Source organism: Pseudomonas sp. BNK-15 (assembly GCF_047456105.1).
Taxonomy (GTDB): Bacteria; Pseudomonadota; Gammaproteobacteria; order Pseudomonadales; family Pseudomonadaceae; genus Aquipseudomonas; species Aquipseudomonas putida_E.
Genome location: NZ_CP179898.1, coordinates 80,864 through 101,527, shown reverse-complemented (window position 1 = coordinate 101,527; position 20,664 = coordinate 80,864). Strand labels below are relative to the sequence as shown.

General features: G+C 60.7%; 18 protein-coding genes. 16 read left to right on the top strand and 2 right to left on the bottom strand.

The window, feature by feature from the left end; genetic code table 11:
- Positions 1-324 precede the first annotated feature (324 nt).
- From sdhC to ACMGF5_RS00400, 11 genes are all read left to right on the top strand, one after another.
- Positions 325-711, top strand: coding sequence for a succinate dehydrogenase, cytochrome b556 subunit (gene sdhC / locus ACMGF5_RS00450; protein ID WP_012315350.1), 387 nt, complete (start codon positions 325-327; stop codon positions 709-711).
- The gene (sdhD, locus tag ACMGF5_RS00445; RefSeq protein WP_003254214.1) at positions 705-1,073 is read left to right on the top strand and encodes a succinate dehydrogenase, hydrophobic membrane anchor protein; all 369 of its coding nucleotides are present in this window, start codon (positions 705-707) and stop codon (positions 1,071-1,073) included. Before sdhC ends, sdhD begins: the two co-directional genes overlap by 7 nt.
- 3 nt (positions 1,074-1,076) lie before the next feature.
- Positions 1,077-2,849 carry a succinate dehydrogenase flavoprotein subunit gene (sdhA, locus tag ACMGF5_RS00440; protein ID WP_012315349.1) on the top strand — a complete coding sequence of 591 codons (1,773 nt, stop codon included), beginning with the start codon at positions 1,077-1,079 and terminating at the stop codon, positions 2,847-2,849.
- A gap of 11 nt (positions 2,850-2,860) precedes the next feature.
- Positions 2,861-3,565, top strand: coding sequence for a succinate dehydrogenase iron-sulfur subunit (locus ACMGF5_RS00435; RefSeq protein ID WP_012315348.1), 705 nt, complete (start codon positions 2,861-2,863; stop codon positions 3,563-3,565).
- A 246-nt stretch (positions 3,566-3,811) separates the two neighbouring features.
- Positions 3,812-6,643, top strand: coding sequence for a 2-oxoglutarate dehydrogenase E1 component (locus ACMGF5_RS00430; RefSeq protein WP_012315347.1), 2,832 nt, complete (start codon positions 3,812-3,814; stop codon positions 6,641-6,643).
- Between the two features lie 42 nt (positions 6,644-6,685).
- Positions 6,686-7,903, top strand: coding sequence for a 2-oxoglutarate dehydrogenase complex dihydrolipoyllysine-residue succinyltransferase (odhB, locus tag ACMGF5_RS00425; RefSeq protein ID WP_039602468.1), 1,218 nt, complete (start codon positions 6,686-6,688; stop codon positions 7,901-7,903).
- Positions 7,904-7,999: 96 nt separating this feature from the next.
- Entirely contained in the window at positions 8,000-9,436 is a 1,437-nt protein-coding gene (lpdA, locus tag ACMGF5_RS00420) for a dihydrolipoyl dehydrogenase (RefSeq protein ID WP_039602469.1), read from the top strand.
- Positions 9,437-9,608: 172 nt separating this feature from the next.
- The gene (gene sucC, locus ACMGF5_RS00415; protein WP_011534748.1) at positions 9,609-10,775 is read left to right on the top strand and encodes an ADP-forming succinate--CoA ligase subunit beta; all 1,167 of its coding nucleotides are present in this window, start codon (positions 9,609-9,611) and stop codon (positions 10,773-10,775) included.
- Positions 10,775-11,659, top strand: a complete 885-nt coding sequence (sucD, locus tag ACMGF5_RS00410) for a succinate--CoA ligase subunit alpha (RefSeq protein ID WP_003254203.1) — start codon at positions 10,775-10,777, stop codon at positions 11,657-11,659. Before sucC ends, sucD begins: the two co-directional genes overlap by 1 nt.
- A 392-nt stretch (positions 11,660-12,051) precedes the next feature.
- A complete protein-coding gene (gene brnQ / locus ACMGF5_RS00405; RefSeq protein ID WP_046785248.1) occupies positions 12,052-13,365 on the top strand; it encodes a branched-chain amino acid transport system II carrier protein in 1,314 nt (437 codons plus the stop codon).
- 180 nt (positions 13,366-13,545) lie between these two features.
- Positions 13,546-14,295: a DUF599 domain-containing protein gene (locus ACMGF5_RS00400; protein WP_119687484.1), complete on the top strand. Its 750-nt coding sequence runs from the start codon at positions 13,546-13,548 to the stop codon at positions 14,293-14,295.
- A gap of 67 nt (positions 14,296-14,362) precedes the next feature.
- Here the strand turns inward: ACMGF5_RS00400 and ACMGF5_RS00395 are convergent, their stop codons facing one another.
- Positions 14,363-14,632, bottom strand: coding sequence for a hypothetical protein (locus tag ACMGF5_RS00395; protein ID WP_012315342.1), 270 nt, complete (start codon positions 14,630-14,632; stop codon positions 14,363-14,365).
- 165 nt (positions 14,633-14,797) lie between these two features.
- Between ACMGF5_RS00395 and ACMGF5_RS00390 the strand changes: the two genes are divergently transcribed.
- From ACMGF5_RS00390 to ACMGF5_RS00375, 4 genes are all read left to right on the top strand, one after another.
- On the top strand, positions 14,798-15,274 hold the full coding sequence (locus ACMGF5_RS00390) for a PaaI family thioesterase (RefSeq protein ID WP_174142476.1): 477 nt from the start codon (positions 14,798-14,800) through the stop codon (positions 15,272-15,274).
- On the top strand, positions 15,271-15,753 hold the full coding sequence (locus ACMGF5_RS00385; protein ID WP_115274283.1) for a PaaI family thioesterase: 483 nt from the start codon (positions 15,271-15,273) through the stop codon (positions 15,751-15,753). The genes ACMGF5_RS00390 and ACMGF5_RS00385 overlap by 4 nt, the downstream gene beginning before the upstream one ends.
- Positions 15,754-15,822: 69 nt before the next feature.
- Complete coding sequence (htpG, locus tag ACMGF5_RS00380) at positions 15,823-17,727, top strand: molecular chaperone HtpG (RefSeq protein ID WP_046785421.1); 1,905 nt, start codon at positions 15,823-15,825, stop codon at positions 17,725-17,727.
- 64 nt (positions 17,728-17,791) lie between these two features.
- Positions 17,792-18,517 carry a dienelactone hydrolase family protein gene (locus ACMGF5_RS00375; protein WP_046785244.1) on the top strand — a complete coding sequence of 242 codons (726 nt, stop codon included), beginning with the start codon at positions 17,792-17,794 and terminating at the stop codon, positions 18,515-18,517.
- A 128-nt stretch (positions 18,518-18,645) separates the two neighbouring features.
- Here ACMGF5_RS00375 and ACMGF5_RS00370 read toward each other — a convergent pair whose 3' ends face one another.
- The gene (locus ACMGF5_RS00370) at positions 18,646-19,509 is read right to left on the bottom strand and encodes a pirin family protein (RefSeq protein ID WP_196996775.1); all 864 of its coding nucleotides are present in this window, start codon (positions 19,507-19,509) and stop codon (positions 18,646-18,648) included.
- Positions 19,510-19,623: 114 nt separating this feature from the next.
- Here ACMGF5_RS00370 and ACMGF5_RS00365 point away from each other — a divergent pair, with 114 nt between their 5' ends.
- Positions 19,624-20,628: an amidohydrolase family protein gene (locus ACMGF5_RS00365; protein ID WP_404601402.1), complete on the top strand. Its 1,005-nt coding sequence runs from the start codon at positions 19,624-19,626 to the stop codon at positions 20,626-20,628.
- Positions 20,629-20,664: the final 36 nt, after the last annotated feature.

Sequence of the window (20,664 nt, the reverse complement as noted above, 5' to 3'; positions counted from 1 at the left end):
CAGACAGACCCCCCACGCAGGGCCCGCACCACTATAGAGAAGTAAATTCGAATGTCAATTTGCCTAAAGGCTGGTTGAAACCCGCTCTGAGGCCTGATTTTTCACGAAATTCTCGCCCATTTACGCCTTTTGCTCGCTAAAGGCAATGCGCTATTTGGGCTACCCCGTCACGTTGTCATAAGCAGCCTAACTGTCTATACTCGGCACCCGACCGCCAGGGGCTTGCAAGCCCGAACTGCTGGGGGTCGCCGTTCCCTGGGTGGTGGGTACCTGACCAGTACACTTACCAACAACTTTGCCCTGATTCGCTAGGGGCTCTTCAGTGTGAAAAAAGCCGTGAAAAGCCAACGACCTGTAAACCTAGACCTAAGGACCATCAAGCTCCCTGTCACAGCGTACACGTCCATCCTGCACCGTATCTCCGGCGTCATCCTGTTCCTCGGCCTTGCCATCATGCTTTATGCACTGGGCAAGTCGCTGGGTTCCGAGGAAGGCTTCGGTGAGGTGAAGGCGTGTCTGACCAGCCCGCTGGCCAAGTTCGTGACCTGGGGCCTGCTATCCGCCCTGCTTTATCACCTCGTGGCAGGTGTGCGTCACCTGATCATGGACATGGGTATCGGTGAGACGCTGGAAGGCGGCAAGCTGGGCTCGAAAATCGTGATCGTCATCTCCGTGGTGCTGATCGTTCTGGTGGGAGTTTGGGTATGGTAACCAATGTCACGAACCTGTCGCGTTCGGGCCTCTATGACTGGATGGCGCAGCGCGTCTCGGCGGTCGTTCTCGCGGCTTACTTTCTCTTCCTGATCGGCTACGTGGTCGCCCACCCAGGCATCGACTACACCCAGTGGCATGGTCTGTTCTCCAATAACGCGATGCGGATCTTCAGTCTGCTGGCCCTCGTTGCCCTGGGCGCTCACGCCTGGGTCGGCATGTGGACCATTGCAACCGACTACCTGACGCCAATGTCGTTCGGCAAGTCGGCAACTGCGATTCGTTTCCTGTTCCAGGCGGTATGCGGCGTTGCGATGTTCGCTTACTTCGTCTGGGGTGTGCAGATTCTCTGGGGTATCTGATCCATGGCTAGCATTCCAACCATTTCCTTCGACGCCATCATCATCGGTGGCGGCGGCGCCGGCATGCGCGCAGCGCTGCAGCTGGCCCAGGGCGGTCACAAGACTGCCGTGGTCACCAAGGTCTTCCCGACCCGTTCGCACACTGTTTCCGCCCAGGGCGGCATCACCTGCGCCATCGCTTCGGCCGACCCGAACGACGACTGGCGCTGGCACATGTACGATACCGTCAAAGGTTCCGACTACATCGGTGACCAGGACGCTATCGAATACATGTGTCAGGAAGGCCCTGCTGCGGTCTTCGAGCTGGACCACATGGGCCTGCCGTTCTCGCGCACCGAAACCGGCCGCATCTATCAGCGTCCGTTCGGCGGCCAGTCCAAGGACTTCGGCAAGGGCGGCCAGGCTGCACGTACCTGTGCTGCTTCCGACCGTACCGGTCACGCGCTGCTGCACACCCTCTATCAGGGCAACCTGAAAGCGGGCACCACCTTCCTGAACGAGTACTACGCTGTCGATCTGGTGAAAAACCAGGACGGCGCGTTCGTGGGTGTGATCGCGATCTGCATCGAAACCGGCGAAACCCTGTACATCAAGTCCAAGGCCACCGTATTGGCCACTGGCGGTGCGGGCCGTATCTACGCCTCGACCACCAACGCCCTGATCAACACCGGTGACGGCGTCGGCATGGCCCTGCGTGCCGGTGTGCCGGTGCAGGACATCGAAATGTGGCAGTTCCACCCGACCGGCATCGCCGGCGCTGGTGTACTGGTCACCGAGGGTTGCCGCGGTGAGGGTGGCTACCTGATCAACGCCCACGGCGAGCGTTTCATGGAGCGTTATGCTCCGAACGCCAAAGACCTGGCCGGCCGCGACGTGGTCGCCCGTTCCATGGTCAAAGAGATCATCGCTGGCAACGGCGTGGGCCCGAACAAGGACCACGTACTGCTGAAGCTGGACCACCTGGGCGAGGAAGTGCTGCACAGCCGCCTGCCAGGCATCTGCGAACTGTCCAAGACCTTCGCTCACGTCGACCCGGTTGTAGCGCCGGTGCCGGTCGTGCCGACCTGCCACTACATGATGGGTGGTGTTGCCACCAACATCCATGGCCAGGCCATCACCATGGACGCCGAAGGCAAGGATCACATCATTCCGGGCTTGTTCGCCGTGGGTGAAGTGGCGTGCGTATCGGTTCACGGTGCCAACCGCCTGGGCGGTAACTCGCTGCTCGACCTGGTCGTATTCGGCCGCGCCGCCGGCCTGCACCTGGAGAAGGCGCTGAGCGAAGGCGTCGAGTACCGCGATGCCAGCGATACCGATGTCGACGTCGCCCTGAACCGCCTGAACAAGCTCAACGAGCGTACCACTGGCGAAGACGTCGCAAGCCTCAAGCGTGAGCTGCAAAGCTGCATGCAGAACTACTTCGGTGTATTCCGTACTGGCGAATACATGCAGAAGGGTATCGAGCAGCTGGCTGGTCTGCGTGACCGCATCGCCAACGTGAAGATCAACGACAAGTCCCAGGCCTTCAACACCGCGCGTATCGAAGCGCTGGAGCTGCAGAACCTGTTGGAAGTCGCCGAAGCTACCGCCATCGCGGCCGAAGCCCGTAAAGAGTCCCGCGGCGCTCACGCCCGTGAAGACTTCGAAGACCGTGACGACGAAAACTGGCTGTGCCACACCCTGTACTACCCGGGTGAGAAGCGCGTGGCCAAGCGTGGCGTCAACTTTGCGCCGAAGACTGTTCCAGCCTTCGAACCAAAAGTCCGGACTTATTGAGGGTGACTGCTATGTTGAAAGTCGAAGTTTATCGCTACAACCCGGATACCGACTCGGCGCCCAAGATGGAGTCGTTCGACGTCGATACCGGCGGCAAGGACCTGATGGTGCTGGACGTGCTGGCGCTGATCAAGGAGAAGGACGAGGGCTTCTCGTACCGTCGCTCCTGCCGTGAAGGCGTTTGCGGTTCCGATGGCATGAACATGAACGGCAAGAACGGCCTGGCCTGCATCACGCCGCTGTCCGGCGTGGTCAAGGGCAACAAGCTGGTTCTGCGCCCGCTGCCTGGCCTGCCGGTCATTCGTGACCTGGTCGTCGATATGAGCATCTTCTACAAGCAGTACGAGAAGGTGAAGCCATTCCTGCAGAACGACACGCCGGCCCCGGCCATCGAGCGTCTGCAGTCGCCGGAAGATCGCGACAAGCTGGACGGTCTGTACGAGTGCATCCTGTGCGCTTGCTGCTCGACTTCCTGCCCATCGTTCTGGTGGAACCCGGACAAGTTCCTGGGCCCCGCCGCCTTGCTGCAGGCCTATCGCTTCCTGGCCGACAGCCGTGACACCAAGACCCAGGAGCGCCTGGCGTCCCTGGATGACCCGTTCAGCGTCTTCCGCTGCCGCGGGATCATGAACTGCGTCAACGTTTGCCCGAAGGGTCTGAACCCGACCAAGGCAATCGGCCACGTACGTAACATGCTGCTGCAAAGCGGCACCTGATTCAAAGCGTTGTAACTGCAGTAAGCCGAGGTGCGGGTGGTGAGCCCGCACTGAGGTAAAACCTGAGCAAGGGCCCAAAAAGCCCGCGCTCGATACCTATGAAGATATGAGACCAGCAGGGGCTTTCCGGGCTGGTACCCGGAAAATCAGCAGGATCCAAGTGGCGTGGTTCAGTCGCTGTGTTCGGACTTTTCCAGGTTTGCTGTGGCTCTCGCCGATCAGTCCCCTAACCGAGGGTGACCAAGCATGCAAGAAAGCGTGATGCAGCGCATGTGGGAAAGCGCCCACCTTTCAGGTGGTAACGCTGCATATGTGGAAGAGCTCTACGAACTCTACCTGCACGACCCTAACGCTGTGCCAGAAGAGTGGCGCACTTACTTCCAGAAGTTGCCCGCCGACGGCAGCACCGCTACCGATGTATCGCACTCGACAATCCGCGACCATTTCGTACTGCTGGCAAAGAACCAGCGCCGCGCCCAACCGGTATCTGCCGGGAGCGTGAGCAGTGAACACGAGAAGAAGCAGGTTGAAGTTCTGCGACTGATCCAGGCCTATCGTATGCGCGGCCATCAGGCTGCCAAGCTCGACCCCTTGGGGTTGTGGCAGCGCCCTGCGCCCGTAGACCTGTCGATCAATCACTACGGCTTGACCAATGCCGATCTTGATACGACCTTCCGTGCCGGCGACCTGTACATCGGCAAAGAGGAAGCGAGCCTACGCGAGATCGTCGAGGCGCTCCAGAAGACATATTGTCGCACCATTGGCGCCGAGTTCACCCATATCGTCGATTCCGAGCAGCGCAGCTGGTTCCAGCAGCGCCTGGAAAGCGTGCGCGGCCGCCCGGACTTCTCCGCCGACGTGCAGGCCCACCTGCTCGAGCGCGTGACGGCCGGTGAAGGTCTCGAGAAGTACCTGGGCACCAAGTACCCGGGCACCAAGCGTTTCGGCCTTGAGGGTGGCGAAAGCCTGATCCCGATGCTGGACGAAATGATCCAGCGTTCCGGCTCCTACGGCACCAAGGAAGTCGTGATTGGCATGGCCCACCGCGGCCGTCTGAACGTGCTGGTCAACACCTTCGGCAAGAACCCGCGCGAGCTGTTCGACGAGTTCGAAGGTAAGAAGATGAACGAGCTGGGCTCCGGTGACGTGAAGTATCACCAGGGCTTCTCCTCGAACGTGATGACCACCGGTGGTGAAGTTCACCTGGCCATGGCGTTCAACCCGTCCCACCTGGAAATCGTCTCCCCCGTGGTCGAAGGTTCGGTGCGCGCCCGTCAGGACCGCCGCAACGATACCGCCGGTGACAAGGTGCTGCCGATCTCGATCCACGGTGACGCTGCCTTCGCAGGCCAGGGCGTGGTCATGGAAACCTTCCAGATGTCGCAGACCCGCGGTTTCAAGACCGGCGGCACCGTGCACATCGTGATCAACAACCAGGTCGGTTTCACCATCAGCAACCCGCTGGACTCGCGTTCCACCGAGTACGCCACCGACGTTGCCAAGATGATCCAGGCGCCGATCCTGCACGTGAACGGCGATGACCCGGAAGCTGTGCTGTTCGTGACCCAGCTGGCCATCGATTACCGCATGCAGTTCAAGCGTGACGTGGTCATCGACCTGGTCTGCTACCGTCGTCGCGGCCACAACGAGGCCGACGAGCCCAACGGTACCCAGCCGCTGATGTATCAGCAGATCAGCAAGCAGCGCACCACCCGTGAGCTGTACGCCGAGGCGCTGATCCAGGCCGGTCGCATCGATGCCGAGCGCGCCCAGGCCAAGATCGACGAGTACCGCAATGCCCTGGACAACGGTCTGCACGTGGTCAAGAGCCTGGTCAAGGAGCCGAACCGCGAGCTGTTCGTCGACTGGCGTCCGTACCTGGGCCACGCCTGGACTGCGCGTCACGACACCCGTTTCGACCTCAAGACCCTGCAGGACCTGTCGGCCAAGCTGCTCGAGCTGCCAGAAGGCTTCGTCGTCCAGCGTCAGGTGTCGAAGATCTACGAAGACCGTCAGAAGATGCAGGCCGGTGGCTTGCCGATCAACTGGGGTTACGCAGAGACCATGGCCTACGCCACCCTGCAGTTCGAAGGTCACCCGATCCGCATGACCGGCCAGGACATCGGCCGTGGCACCTTCTCGCACCGCCACGCGGTGCTGCACAACCAGAAGGACGCCAGCACCTACGTGCCGCTGCAGAACCTGTTCCCGGGCCAGCCGCGCTTCGACCTGTACGACTCCTTCCTGTCGGAAGAAGCGGTACTGGCCTTCGAATACGGTTACTCGACCACCACGCCGAATGCGTTGGTGATCTGGGAAGCCCAGTTCGGCGACTTCGCCAACGGTGCGCAGGTGGTGATCGACCAGTTCATCACCAGCGGTGAGCACAAGTGGGGCCGCCTGTGCGGTCTGACCATGCTGCTGCCTCACGGTTACGAAGGGCAGGGCCCGGAGCACTCCTCCGCGCGTCTGGAGCGTTACCTGCAGCTGTGCGCCGAGCACAACATCCAGGTCTGCGTACCGACCACCCCGGCACAGATCTACCACCTGCTGCGTCGTCAGGTCATCCGTCCGCTGCGCAAGCCGCTGATCGTGCTGACGCCAAAGTCGCTGCTGCGCCACAAGCTGGCCGTCTCGACCCTGGAGGACCTTGCAGAAGGTTCGTTCCAGACCGTGATCCCGGAAATCGACACCCTGGATCCTGCCAAGGTCGAACGCCTGGTGCTGTGTGGTGGCAAGGTCTATTACGACCTGCTGGAAAAACGCCGTGCCGAAGGCCGCGAAGACATCGCAATCGTGCGTATCGAGCAACTGTACCCGTTCCCGGAAGACGACCTGGTCGACATCCTGGCGCCGTACACCAACCTCAAGCATGCCGTCTGGTGTCAGGAAGAGCCGATGAACCAGGGCGCCTGGTACAGCAGCCAGCACCACATGCGCCGTATCCTGGGCCGCCACAACAAGGCGCTGGTCCTGGAATACGCCGGCCGCGACGCTTCCGCCGCGCCAGCCTGTGGTTACGCTTCGAAGCATGCCGAACAGCAGGAAAAACTGCTGCAAGACGCCTTCACTGTCTAACGCCTTCGCGCACCTGAAACCGAATTTAAGGAAACACTGATAATGGCTATCGAGATCAAAGCCCCAACCTTCCCGGAATCGGTTGCCGATGGCACCGTTGCCACCTGGCACAAGAAGCCGGGCGAAGCCGTCAAGCGTGACGAGCTGATCGTCGACATCGAGACCGACAAGGTCGTCCTGGAAGTACTGGCTACCGCCGATGGCGTGATGGGCGACATCGTCAAGGGCGAGGGCGATACCGTCCTGTCCGACGAAGTGCTGGGTTCGATCGTGGAAGGTGGTGCTGCTGCCGCCGCGCCTGCTGCCGCTCCTGCCGCCGCTGCTCCGGCAGCCGTTGCCGCCGATGCCGGCGAAGACGACCCGGTTGCCGCTCCGGCCGCGCGCAAGCTGGCTGAAGAGAACGGCATCGACCTGGCTACCGTTGCCGGTACCGGCAAAGGTGGCCGCGTCACCAAGGAAGACGTGGTTGCTGCAGTTGCCAACAAGAAGTCCGCGCCTGCCGCTGCTCCGGCTGCCAAGCCTGCCGCTGCCGCCCCGGTTGTGGCCGCTGCTGGCGATCGCACCGAGAAGCGTGTGCCGATGACCCGCCTGCGTGCCAAGATCGCCGAGCGTCTGGTCGAAGCCCAGTCCAACATGGCGATGCTGACCACCTTCAACGAAGTCGACATGACCGAAGTCATGGCCCTGCGTTCGAAGTACAAGGACCTGTTCGAGAAGACCCATAACGGCGTGCGCCTGGGCTTCATGTCGTTCTTCGTCAAGGCCGCTACCGAAGCGCTGAAGCGTTTCCCTGCTGTCAACGCCTCGATCGACGGCAACGACATCGTCTACCACGGTTTTGCCGACGTCGGCGTTGCCGTCTCCAGCGACCGTGGCCTGGTGGTGCCTGTACTGCGCAACGCCGAATCGATGAGCCTGGCTGAAATCGAGAACGGCATCGCCACCTTCGGCAAGAAGGCCCGCGACGGCAAGCTGTCGATCGAAGAAATGACCGGCGGCACTTTCACCATCACCAACGGTGGTACCTTCGGCTCGATGATGTCGACCCCGATCGTCAACCCGCCGCAGGCCGCCATCCTCGGCATGCACAACATCATCCAGCGTCCGATGGCCATCAATGGCCAAGTGGTAATCCGCCCGATGATGTACCTGGCGCTGTCGTACGATCACCGCCTGATCGACGGCAAGGAAGCGGTAACCTTCCTGGTCACCATCAAGAACCTGCTGGAAGATCCGTCCCGCCTGCTGCTGGACATCTAATCGCGCAGCTGTAAGCTGCAAGCCGCAAGCTTCAAGCCGAAGCCTGCTGGACTTGCGGCTTGCAGCTTGCCGCTTGAAGCTAAAAAGGAATCTTTTATGACCCAGAAATTCGACGTAGTGGTGATTGGTGCAGGTCCTGGCGGTTATGTGGCTGCCATCAAGGCTGCCCAACTTGGTCTGAAGACTGCCTGTATCGAGAAGTACACCGACGCCGAGGGCAAGCTGGCCCTGGGTGGCACCTGCCTGAACGTAGGTTGCATTCCGTCCAAGGCGCTGCTGGACAGCTCCTGGAAGTACAAGGAAGCCAAAGAGAGCTTCAACGTCCACGGCATCTCCACTGGCGAAGTGAAGATGGACGTGGCCGCGATGGTTGGTCGCAAGGCTGGCATCGTCAAGAACCTGACCGGTGGCGTTGCCACCCTGTTCAAGGCCAATGGCGTCACTTCGATCCAGGGCCACGGCAAACTGCTGGCTGGCAAGAAAGTCGAAGTCACCAAGGCTGATGGCACCACCGAAATCATCGAAGCCGAGAACGTGATCCTGGCCTCCGGCTCGCGTCCGATCGACATTCCGCCGGCTCCGGTCGACCAGAACGTCATCGTCGACTCCACCGGCGCCCTGGAATTCCAATCGGTTCCCAAGCGTCTGGGCGTGATCGGTGCTGGCGTGATCGGCCTGGAGCTGGGCTCGGTGTGGGCTCGCCTGGGTGCTGAAGTCACCGTCCTGGAAGCCCTGGACACCTTCCTGATGGCTGCTGACACCGCAGTGTCGAAAGAAGCCCAGAAGACCCTGACCAAGCAAGGCCTGGACATCAAGCTGGGCGCTCGCGTCACCGGCTCGAAAGTCAACGGCAACGAAGTCGAAGTGACCTACACCAACGCCGAAGGCGAGCAGAAGATCACCTTCGACAAGCTGATCGTCGCGGTCGGCCGTCGCCCGGTGACCACCGACCTGTTGGCCTCCGACAGCGGCGTGAACATCGACGAGCGTGGCTACATCTTCGTTGACGACCACTGCGCTACCAGCGTACCGGGCGTCTATGCCATCGGCGACGTTGTCCGCGGCATGATGCTGGCGCACAAGGCCTCGGAAGAGGGCATCATGGTCGTCGAGCGCATCAAGGGCCACAAGGCCCAGATGAACTACGACCTGATCCCTTCGGTTATCTACACCCACCCGGAAATCGCGTGGGTCGGCAAGACCGAACAAGCCTTGAAGGCCGAGGGTGTTGAGGTTAACGTAGGCACCTTCCCGTTCGCGGCCAGCGGCCGTGCGATGGCGGCCAACGACACCGGTGGTTTCGTCAAGGTCATCGCCGATGCCAAGACCGACCGCGTACTGGGTGTACACGTGATTGGCCCGTCGGCTGCCGAACTGGTTCAGCAGGGCGCGATCGCAATGGAATTCGGCACCAGTGCCGAGGATCTGGGCATGATGGTCTTCAGCCATCCAACCCTGTCCGAAGCGTTGCATGAAGCAGCGCTGGCAGTGAATGGCGGCGCCATTCACGTGGCCAACCGTAAGAAGCGTTAATTATAAGAAACCACGGCGGGCTGCCCGTCGTGAGTCTTGCGTGCATGACTCACCGCGGAACGTCCGCCGGACCGGATCACACGGGAAAACCCGGGGTCAACGGTCACAGGTGGTGCGGCGCCAGTAATGGCGCAGCGCCGAAGCGCAGTACCTAACGAAGACGGTAAAAAGCATGAATCTTCACGAGTATCAGGGTAAGCAGCTGTTCGCTGAGTACGGCCTGCCAGTTTCCAAGGGTTTCGCTGTCGATACCCCTGAGCAAGCTGCAGAAGCCTGCGACAAGATCGGCGGTTCCGAGTGGGTTGTCAAAGCCCAGGTCCACGCTGGTGGTCGCGGTAAAGCGGGCGGCGTCAAGCTGGTTCGCAGCAAGGAAGACGCCAAGGCGTTCGCTGCACAGTGGTTGGGCAAGAATCTGGTTACCTACCAGACTGATGCCAACGGTCAACCCGTCTCCAAGATTCTGGTCGAATCCTGCACTGACATCGCCAAAGAGCTGTACCTGGGCGCTGTAGTGGATCGTTCGAGCCGCCGTATCGTGTTCATGGCGTCCACCGAAGGTGGCGTGGACATCGAGAAAGTCGCTCACGAAACGCCTGAGAAGATCCTCAAGGCTACCATCGACCCGCTGGTCGGCGCTCAGCCGTTCCAGGGTCGTGAACTGGCATTCCAGCTGGGCCTGGAAGGCAAGCAGGTTCAACAGTTCGCCAAGATCTTCGTTGGCCTGGCCAAGCTGTTCAAGGATCACGATCTGGCCCTGCTGGAAGTGAACCCGCTGGTGATCAAGGCCGACGGCGACCTGCACTGCCTCGATGCCAAGATCAACATCGACGCCAACGCCATGTACCGTCAGCCCAAGCTGAAGACCTTCCACGACCCGTCGCAGGACGACGCTCGTGAAGCCCACGCTGCCAAGTTCGAACTGAACTACGTTGCCCTGGAAGGCAACATCGGCTGCATGGTCAACGGTGCCGGCCTGGCCATGGGTACCATGGACATCGTCAACCTGCACGGCGGCAAGCCAGCCAACTTCCTCGACGTGGGCGGCGGTGCTACCAAAGAGCGCGTTACCGAAGCGTTCAAGATCATTCTGTCCGACAGCAATGTCGCGGCCGTACTGGTCAACATCTTCGGCGGCATCGTTCGCTGCGACATGATTGCCGAAGGCATCATCGGTGCAGTGAAGGAAGTCGGCGTCAAGGTTCCGGTCGTCGTTCGCCTTGAAGGCAACAACGCCGAACTGGGCGCAAAAGTACTGGCAGAAAGCGGTTTGAACATCATTGCGGCAACCAGCCTGACCGACGCTGCTCAACAAGTTGTCAAAGCTGCGGAGGGCAAGTAATGAGCGTCCTGATCAATAAAGACACCAAAGTCATCTGCCAGGGCTTCACCGGCTCGCAGGGTACTTTCCACTCCGAACAGGCCATTGCCTACGGCACCAAGATGGTCGGCGGCGTTACCCCGGGCAAGGGTGGCACCACCCACCTGGGCCTGCCGGTGTTCAACACCGTCAAGGAAGCCGTGGAAGCTACCGGCGCTGACGCTTCGGTGATCTACGTTCCGGCTCCGTTCTGCAAAGACTCGATCCTGGAAGCTGCCTTCGGCGGTATCAAGCTGATCGTCTGCATCACCGAAGGCATTCCTACCCTGGACATGCTGGATGCCAAGGTCAAGTGCGACGAGCTGGGCGTGACCCTGATCGGCCCTAACTGCCCAGGTGTCATCACCCCGGGCGAGTGCAAGATCGGCATCATGCCAGGCCACATCCACTTGCCAGGCAAGGTCGGTATCGTTTCGCGCTCCGGCACCCTGACCTACGAAGCTGTGAAGCAGACCACCGACGCCGGCTTCGGCCAGTCGACCTGCGTCGGCATCGGCGGTGACCCGATCCCGGGCTCGAACTTCATCGACATCCTGAAGCTGTTCCAGGAAGACCCGAAGACCGAAGCGATCGTCATGATCGGTGAGATCGGCGGTTCGGCTGAAGAAGAAGCCGCAGCCTACATCAAGGCCCACGTGACCAAGCCAGTCGTTTCCTACATCGCTGGTGTTACTGCACCTGCGGGCAAGCGCATGGGCCACGCTGGCGCCATCATTTCCGGCGGCAAGGGCACTGCGGACGAGAAGTTCGCCGCCCTGCAGGACGCTGGTGTGAAGACCGTGCGTTCCCTGGCTGACATCGGCAAGGCCCTGGCCGAGCTGACTGGCTGGGAAGCCAAGAAGTAAGTAACACAAAGTAATATGTAGTACCCCCACGCGCACAAAGGCCACCTTCGGGTGGCCTTTGTCGTTGTGCGGCTGTGAAGGCTGCGCCCCCACCTTCGGAAAGTTCGATCACCCTGATCAGGATTTTCAACCAGACATCCGCTCGAATCAGCAATAAATTGTCGTCGAACACGGTCAACCAGACGACAAACATGTACGCACATCGGACAAGCAGCACTGTGCCAGTGCGTTTGGCGGGTAAAACGGTTAATCTACGCGTTCACTTTGTGCCCGTACCCCAAAAGGGAACGACACGCTAAACGGGTCTGGCCTATCAAGCCGGGCAGCATTTCCCTCACTCAAGGGGAAATCCCTTCTCGAATCCCGATTTCAGCAGTGTGGTACTACCCTAAATGAAAGTTTTAAAAGGCCAGGATATCCTGGCGCTTGGCTTTATGACGTTTGCGCTTTTTGTGGGCGCTGGCAATATCATCTTCCCGCCCATCGTCGGTCTGCAGTCCGGGCCGCATGTGTGGATGGCCGCTCTGGGCTTCCTGGTAACGGCTGTGGGCCTGCCGGTCATCACCGTGGTCGCACTGGCCAAGGTCGGTGGTGGCATGGATGCGCTCAGCAGCCCGATCGGCAAGTTCTTCGGCGGCCTGTTGGCGGCGGTATGCTACCTGTCGGTCGGCCCGCTGTTCGCAACCCCGCGCACCGCGACCGTGTCGTTCGAAGTGGGTGTGGCACCGCTCACCGGTGAAAGCCCGTTGGCGTTGTTCCTCTACAGCCTGGTGTACTTCATCGTGGTACTGGCGGTGTCCATGTACCCGGGCAAGTTGCTCGATACCGTGGGCCGTTTCCTCGCGCCGCTGAAGATTATCGCCCTGGCGGTACTTGGCATCGCGGCGTTCGCGCTGCCGGCCGGCACCATTGGTGAAGCACAGCCTGCCTATGCAGCTGCGGCCTTCTCCAAAGGCTTTTCCGATGGCTACCTGACCATGGACACCCTGGGTGCGCTGGTCTTCGGTATCGTGATCGTCAATGCCATCCGTTCGCGGGGTGTCGAGTCGCCGAAGCTGATCACCCGCTATGCCATCATTGCCGGCCTGATTGCCGGTGTAGGCCTGGCGCTGGTCTACATCAGCCTGTTCCGCCTGGGAGCCAGCAGCCATGATATCGCGGCTGGAGCCACCAACGGTGCAGCGGTATTGCACGCCTACGTACAGCACACCTTCGGTTCGCTTGGCAGCGGTTTCCTGGCGGTACTGATCGCGCTGGCCTGCCTGGTGACTGCCGTAGGCCTGACTTGCGCATGCGCCGAGTACTTCAGCCAGATCCTGCCGCTGTCGTACCGTGCGCTGGTGGTGATCCTGGCGGGCTTCTCGCTGCTGATTTCCAACCTGGGCCTGACCAAGCTGATCATGTTCTCGATCCCGGTGCTGACCGCCATCTACCCACCGTGCATCGTGGTGGTAGGGCTGAGCTTCGTCAAAGACCTGTGGAATTCGCCAACACGTATCCTGGCGCCGGTCATGCTGGTGTCGCTGTTGTTCGGCATGGTTGACGCGATCAAGGGCAGCAGCATTGCCCACGTGCTGCCGGACTTCATGGCCCACCTGCCGCTGAGCGATCAGGGCCTGGCCTGGCTGGTGCCGTCGGTGGTGACACTGATGGCGGCTGTGGCGTGCGACCGCATGCTTGGCAAGCCGCGCGAAGCGCTGGCCTGATAGGTTGACGCCTGCCGTTGGCACCGGCCACAAGCCGTAGGGTGCCCGCGAAGGCCGATACACCAAACCCCGCATCCTCAAGGGTGCGGGGTTTTTTATTGCGCCGATGTGCCTTTGCGTGCTTGCAAGCGTCGAAATGCGGTCCCTATCCTTGTCTGCCCTGGCCTTCGGGAAAACTGCATGAATTTCATCCAAAGCAACCTTCACAACGTGTTGGCCCTCTGCTGGTTCGCCCTTTGCTGGGGCGGCTATACCCGCTATGCCATCTGGAAGGGCCGCGACACTGCCTGCTTGGCCAGTGTGCTGCATCTGTACCGGGAAGACTGGATGCGCCGCATGCTGCTGCGCGACAACCGCATCGCCGATGCCAGTGTAATTGGCAATCTGGAGCGCAACGCGTCGTTCTTTGCCTCCAGTACCCTGATCATTCTGGCCGGCATCCTGACTGTTCTGGGGGCCACTGACCGCGCCCTGTCGCTGCTGGCCGACCTGCCTCTGGTGCAGCAGGCCTCGCAAGGCATGTCGGAAATCAAGCTGCTTTGCCTGGCGATGGTTTTCGTCTATGCGTTCTTTACGTTCAGCTGGTGCATGCGCCAGTACAACTTCGCAGCAGTGCTGGTGGGGTCTGCGCCCATGATAGGCGAGCGGCTGGTCAGTGAGCTTGAGCGCAAGGCTTTCGCTTCGCGGGCGGCGAGGGTGTTGTCGCTGGCGGCCAATCAGTTCAACTTTGGCTTGCGGTCTTATTACTTCGGCATGGCCATGCTCACCTGGTTCATCAGCCCGTGGTTGTTCATGGTCGTGAGTGTAGGAGTGGTATTGATCCTGTATCGCCGGGAGTTCCACTCCGATGTGCTGGAAGTGATGGTGTTCACGCCAACGGAAAGTGCGCCTACCGAGACCAGCAAGGAAGGCCTCGGTACAAACACATGAAACGTTTAACCTATAACTGGCAGGCACAAAAAAACCCGACAATGTCGGGTTTTTTTGTGCGTCGCGATTACTGCTTGGCAGGCTCAGCCGGTGCAGTAGCCGGAGTTGCCGGAGCGGCTTCTTCAGCAGCCTTCTGCTCGGCTTCAGCCTGATCTTTGGCAGCTTCGGCGTTTTCCTCGGCGGCGTCGTTCATTTTATCCTGAGCTTCGCCCATTTTTTCCTGGGCTTGCTCGGCATGTTCCTGTGCGTCTTGGGCTTTGTCTTCGCTCGCTTTATCGCAAGCAGCCAGGCCCATGGCAGCAGCCAGCATCAGAGCAAAAGCAAATGGTTTACGCATTGGGTGTTTCTCCTTGGTGGAATAAGTGACTTGTTCCTTCGAGTTCAGCCATGCGGCAATAGTTCCGTATCAGTTACAGATATATAACACCGCATCGCGGATAGACTTTTTATCACACTTATGCAGATGTCGCAGGCGCCAGTGGCTGTGAAGAGGAGTGTACCGATGACCGATTCAAGCTTGATGGCCATGGCCGAGCGTTTCTTGTCGGCACTGAAACATTGTCAAGTGTTGCAAATGCGCGTGGAGCATGCGGACGCCGATGGCATGACGCTGCTCTTGCCCTGGTCGCCAGCCATCGTTGGCAACCCGCAGACCGGCGCAGTGCATGGTGGTGCCCTGACCACGCTGATGGACACCACCTGCGGGATGGCCACCCTTTGCGTGCTGCCGAGCTTTGAAGTATGTCCAACGCTGGACCTTCGTATCGACTACATGCATCCGGCAGAGGCGGGAAAGCCCATCTATGGTCATGCCCAGTGCTATCGGGTCACCCGAGACGTGATTTTCACCCGTGGCATGGCCTATCAGGACGACCCCGCCCAGCCGATCTGCCAGGTTGTCGGTACCTTCATGCGCCTGGGGCAGGAGGTCAAGGGCGGCATCCGGTTCGGCAAGGGGCTGAAGGAGGGCGGGGCATGATTCCACAAGACGTACGTCGACAGCTCAACGCGGCGCATGCCGTGGGCGATTACCAGCCATTGCTGGCGTTGATACCCTACGCCAGCCTGATCGGCATCACCTGTGAGCGCCAGGGCGATGACCTGCTGTTCCGCTTGCCGGCCAGCCCGGACAACATCGGCAACCCGTTGCTGCCGGCCATTCATGGCGGTGTGATTGCTGGGTTCATGGAGCTTTCTGCCGCCTTGTATCTGCTGATCTACAGCGAGAGCGCCAGCATCCCCAAGATCATCGATTTTTCCATCGACTACCTGCGCGCCGGGCTCTTTCGCGACACTTACGCGCAGTGCCAGCTCTGGCGCCAAGGCCGGCGGGTGACCAATGTGGCGATCACCGCCTGGCAGGGCGATCGACAATCGCCGATCGCCACTGCCCGTGCGCATTTCAAGATTGAGCCCCAAAAGCCCTTGAAATCGTCGGGGCTGCCCCCATCTGCATGACATCCGCCATTAATGCATGCCGATTCGGCTGCCGGCGCCCACTGCCATCAGATCGGAGTTTTGAAGACCATGAGTGTGGAAACACAAAAGGAAACCCTGGGCTTCCAGACCGAGGTAAAGCAGCTGCTGCACCTCATGATTCACTCGCTGTACTCGAACAAGGAAATCTTCCTGCGTGAGCTGATTTCCAACGCTTCCGACGCCGCCGACAAGCTGCGTTTCGAAGCCCTGGCCAAGCCAGAGCTGTTCGAAAACGACGCCGACCTGAAAATCCGCCTGAGTTTCGACAAGGACGCCGGTACCGTGACCCTCGAGGACAACGGCATCGGCATGAGCCGCGAAGATGTGATCACTCACCTGGGTACCATCGCCAAGTCCGGCACGGCCGACTTCATGAAGAACCTCACCGGTGACCAGAAGAAGGATTCGCACCTGATCGGCCAGTTCGGTGTGGGCTTCTACTCTGCCTTCATCGTGGCCGACAAGGTCGACGTGTTCAGCCGTCGCGCCGGCCAGCCGGCTGCCGAGGGCGTGCACTGGTCGTCCAAGGGCGAGGGCGACTTCGAAGTTTCCACCGTCGAAAAACCACAGCGCGGTACCCGTATCGTCCTGCACCTGAAGAAGGACGAGCAGGAATTCGCCGATGGCTGGCGCCTGCGTAACGTGGTCAAGAAGTACTCCGATCACATTGCCCTGCCGATCCAGCTGCCCAAAGAGCAGGCGGCGGCCGAAGGTGAAGAGCAGCCGGCCGAAGAATGGGAAACCGTCAACCGCGCCAGTGCCCTGTGGACCCGCCCGCGTACCGAAATCAAGGACGAGGAATACCAGGAGTTCTACAAGCACATCGGCCATGACTTCGAAAACCCGCTGGCCTGGAGCCACAACAAGGTCGAAGGCAAGCTCGAATACAACTCGCTGCTGTACGTGCCGGCCCGCGCGCCGTTTGATCTGTACCAGCGTGAAGCGCCGCGCGGCTTGAAGCTGTATGTGCAGCGCGTGTTCATCATGGACCAGGCTGAGTCGTTCCTGCCGCTGTACCTGCGCTTCATCAAGGGTGTGGTCGACTCCAATGACCTGTCCCTGAACGTCTCCCGCGAGATCCTGCAAAAGGATCCGATCATCGATTCGATGAAAACTGCGCTGACCAAGCGTGTGCTGGACATGCTGGAGAAGCTGGCGAAGAACGAGCCCGAGCAGTACAAGGGCTTCTGGAAGAACTTTGGTCAGGTGCTGAAGGAAGGCCCGGCCGAAGACTTCGCCAACAAGGAGAAGATCGCCGGCTTGCTGCGCTTTGCCTCCACCCATGACGAGAGCGGCGAGCAGAGCGTCTCCCTGGCCGATTACCTGGCGCGCGCCAAGGAAGGCCAGGACAAGGTCTACTACCTCACCGGCGAGTCGTACGCGCAGGTCAAGAACAGCCCGCACCTGGAAGTCTTCCGCAAGAAAGGCATCGAAGTGCTGCTGCTGACCGATCGCATCGACGAGTGGCTGATGAGCTACCTCAACGAGTTCGACGGCAAGGCCTTCGTCGATGTCGCGCGTGGCGACCTGGACCTGGGCAAGCTGGACTCCGAAGAGGACAAGAAGGCCCAGGAAGAAGTCGCCAAGGAAAAAGAAGGCCTGGTCGAGCGCTTGAAATCTGCGCTGGGTGAGAGCGTCGCCGAAGTGCGTGTGTCGCACCGCCTGACCGATTCGCCGGCAATCCTGGCCATCGGTGAGCAGGACCTGGGCCTGCAGATGCGCCAGATCCTCGAAGCCAGTGGGCAGAAGGTGCCGGACTCCAAGCCGATCTTCGAATTCAACCCGACTCATCCGCTGATTGAAAAGCTGGACAACGAGCAGAGCGAAGACCGCTTTGCCGAACTGTCGCACATCCTCTTCGATCAGGCGGCCCTGGCGGCCGGTGACAGCTTGAAGGATCCGGCGGCTTACGTTCGTCGTCTGAACAAGCTGTTGGTCGAGCTGTCTGCTTGAGTTGATGCATCGATAAGCCCGCTTCGGCGGGCTTTTTTAATGGTGAATGCCCAAGGAGTGCTTGATGAGCAAGGTAATCGTCGAATCGCTGGTTTATCACCTGTCCGGCAAGGCCTATGAAAGCCGTCTGGTGTATGAGCCAGGTGCGTTGGGGCGACCGGGCCTGGTGATGGCGCCGAACTGGATGGGCATTGGCGAAGGTGCCGAGCGCATCGCCAAGGAAGTGGCCGAAAAAGGCTATGTGGTGCTGATTGCCGACCTGTACGGGCAATCGGTGCGTCCGTCCAATGCTGACGAAGCCGGGGCGGCGATGATGCCGTTGAAGAATGACCGTGGCGAATTGCGCAAGCGCATGAAGGAGGCGTTGGCGCAGCTGCTGGCACAGTCGAAGGCGTTACTGGAGCCTGGCAAGGTAGCAACCTTCGGCTTCTGCTTTGGCGGCTGCTGCGCCCTGGAGCTGGCCCGTACCGGTGCAGACCTGAAGGCTGCGGTGTCGTTCCATGGCACGCTGGATACCCCGACCCCTGAAGATGCCAAGCACATCAAGGGCTCGGTGTTGGTGCTGCACGGCGCATCCGACCCGCTGGTGCCGAGGGAGCAGCTGCCGGCCTTCGAGGAAGAGATGAATGCGGCCAAGGTGGATTGGCAGCTGCTGAGCTATGGCGGCGCGGTGCACTCGTTCACCGACCCGAATGCCAATGTGCCGGGCAAGATGCAGTATGACCGCAGGACCTCGGAGCGGGCGTTCCGCTCGATGCACAATTTGCTCACTGAAGTATTCCAGCGCTGACGGTGCAGTGGGGCTGCTACGCAGCCCATCGCTGGCAAGCCAGCTCCCACTTGAGGTGTTGCCCCCGAGAGCGGCGCGGTCCCGGTGGGAGCCGGCTTGCCGGCGATGGGCCGCAAAGCGGCCCCACTTTAACGCGGTAGCTCGATCCGCGAAGTCTCCCCCGGCACCACCGGCCAATCGCCGGCAGCCCATTTCGCCCGGGCGTGTTCGATCAGTTGCGGATCACTGGCCACGAAATTCCAGTTCATCCGCCGTGGCCCATCCAGTGGCTCGCCGCCGATCAATACCAGCTGGCATTCACCCTCGGCATACAAGGCAATCTCTTCGCCCTCAGGCAGCACCACCAAGCTGCACGCCTCGACTTCCTCATCATTCATCATCAGCTCGCCGTCGAGCAGATACAGCGCCCGTTGCGCATGCTCATCAGGTACCACCAGCGTGGTCGCCGATTGCATCTGCACATGCGCGTAAAGGGTAGGGGAGAGGACTGGCACCGGCGATTCCAGGCAGAAACCGCTACCTGCAATCATGCAGATGCGTACCCCCAGGTTATCGCTCACTGGCAGGCTGGCCGCGGCGTGATGGCTATAGCTCGGTGCGCCTTGCTCGAGCGCGCGGGGCGACGCCAGCCACACCTGCAGCCCATGCAGGCGCGAACCGTGTGCCAACGCATCGGCCGGGGTGCGTTCGACATGCGCCACGCCGCTGCCGGCCGTCATCCAGCTCACATCGCCAGGCAACACGCGCTGATTCGAGCCCAGGCTGTCCTTGTGCAGGATCGCCCCTTCGAACAGGTAGGTCAGCGTCGACAGGCCGATATGCGGGTGCTGGCGAATATCCATGCCGTGGCCCGGCGCATAGTCGGTCTCGAGCATGTGGTCGAAGAACACGAACGGGCCGACGCTGCGGCACTGCGCCGACGGTAGTGGGCGCAGGATCGGTTGGCCCTCGACCGACTCGGCGCGCGGGCGGATCACCAATGGGCTGCTCATGCTGTGCTCCAGGCGGCGGGAAATAGCACCAGCATAGCGGTTTGCCGTGCATGGCTGAACCGCTGGCTTGGCCGCCAGGTCTACTCTGTTCATACACAGAGAAGGATGCTGCCCATGATCGCCAGAGCGCTGGCCTGCCTGCTGTTGAGCGCAACGTTGTGCCAGGCGGCACAGGCGCGTGATTACCGCTACAGTGACGCCCACCTGCACTATGTGGACTTCTTTCAAGAGACCGAGGGTATGGCTGCCCTGATCAAGGCCATGGATCAAGCGGGTGTCGACCACTCGATGATTTCTGGCATTCCGGTGGCCAAGAAATGGCACGAGGATGAGCCCAAGCGGCCGCGCTATTACGCCGGTGACGATGCCGACGCCTACTGGTACAGCGCCACCGATACCTACGTGGCGGCGGCGCTGCAGAAGCTGCCGGCCGAGCAGCGCAAGCGTTTTCATCCTTTCCTGACCGGTTTCAATCCGGTAGACAAGAATGCGGTCAGCCATATCGAGCGCATGCTCGATCTCTACCCTGGCCTCTGGCAGGGCATAGGTGAAGTATTTACCCGGCACGACGACCTTACTGCGCTGACCAGCGGTGATACGCCGCGCGCCAACAACGAGGCCATGACCCGTATCTATCACCTGGCAGCCGAACGCGACATGCCGGTACTGCTGCATTCGAACATCACCTCCAAGCGTGAGCGCAACCCGCTTTACCTGGCCGAGATCGAGGAACCGCTGCGCAATCATCCGCATACCCGGTTCATCTGGGCGCACGCGGGCACGAGCATGGAGATTCATCGGCATCAGACGCAGATGGACTTTCTATTGCCGGTGCTGACGCGCCTGCTCAACGACTACCCGAACCTTTACATCGACTTGTCGTGGACTGTGCTCGAGCCCTACCTGCTGGATGACAAGGGTGTGCCGCGCAAGGAGTGGCTGGCGCTGGTCGAGCGCTTCGCGCAGCGGTTCATGCTTGGGTCTGATGTGGTGGGCAAGTTTGGCAGCGTGGGGGAGCAGATGCACGGCTTCAAGCCGTTTCTGGATGCCTTGCCGGAAGGGGTGGCGAAGCAGGTGGCGCGGGACAACTTCCTGGCGGTCTTGCCCAAGGCTCGCTGACGGTCTGCCCGAACGCTACGCGGCACAGGCAAACAC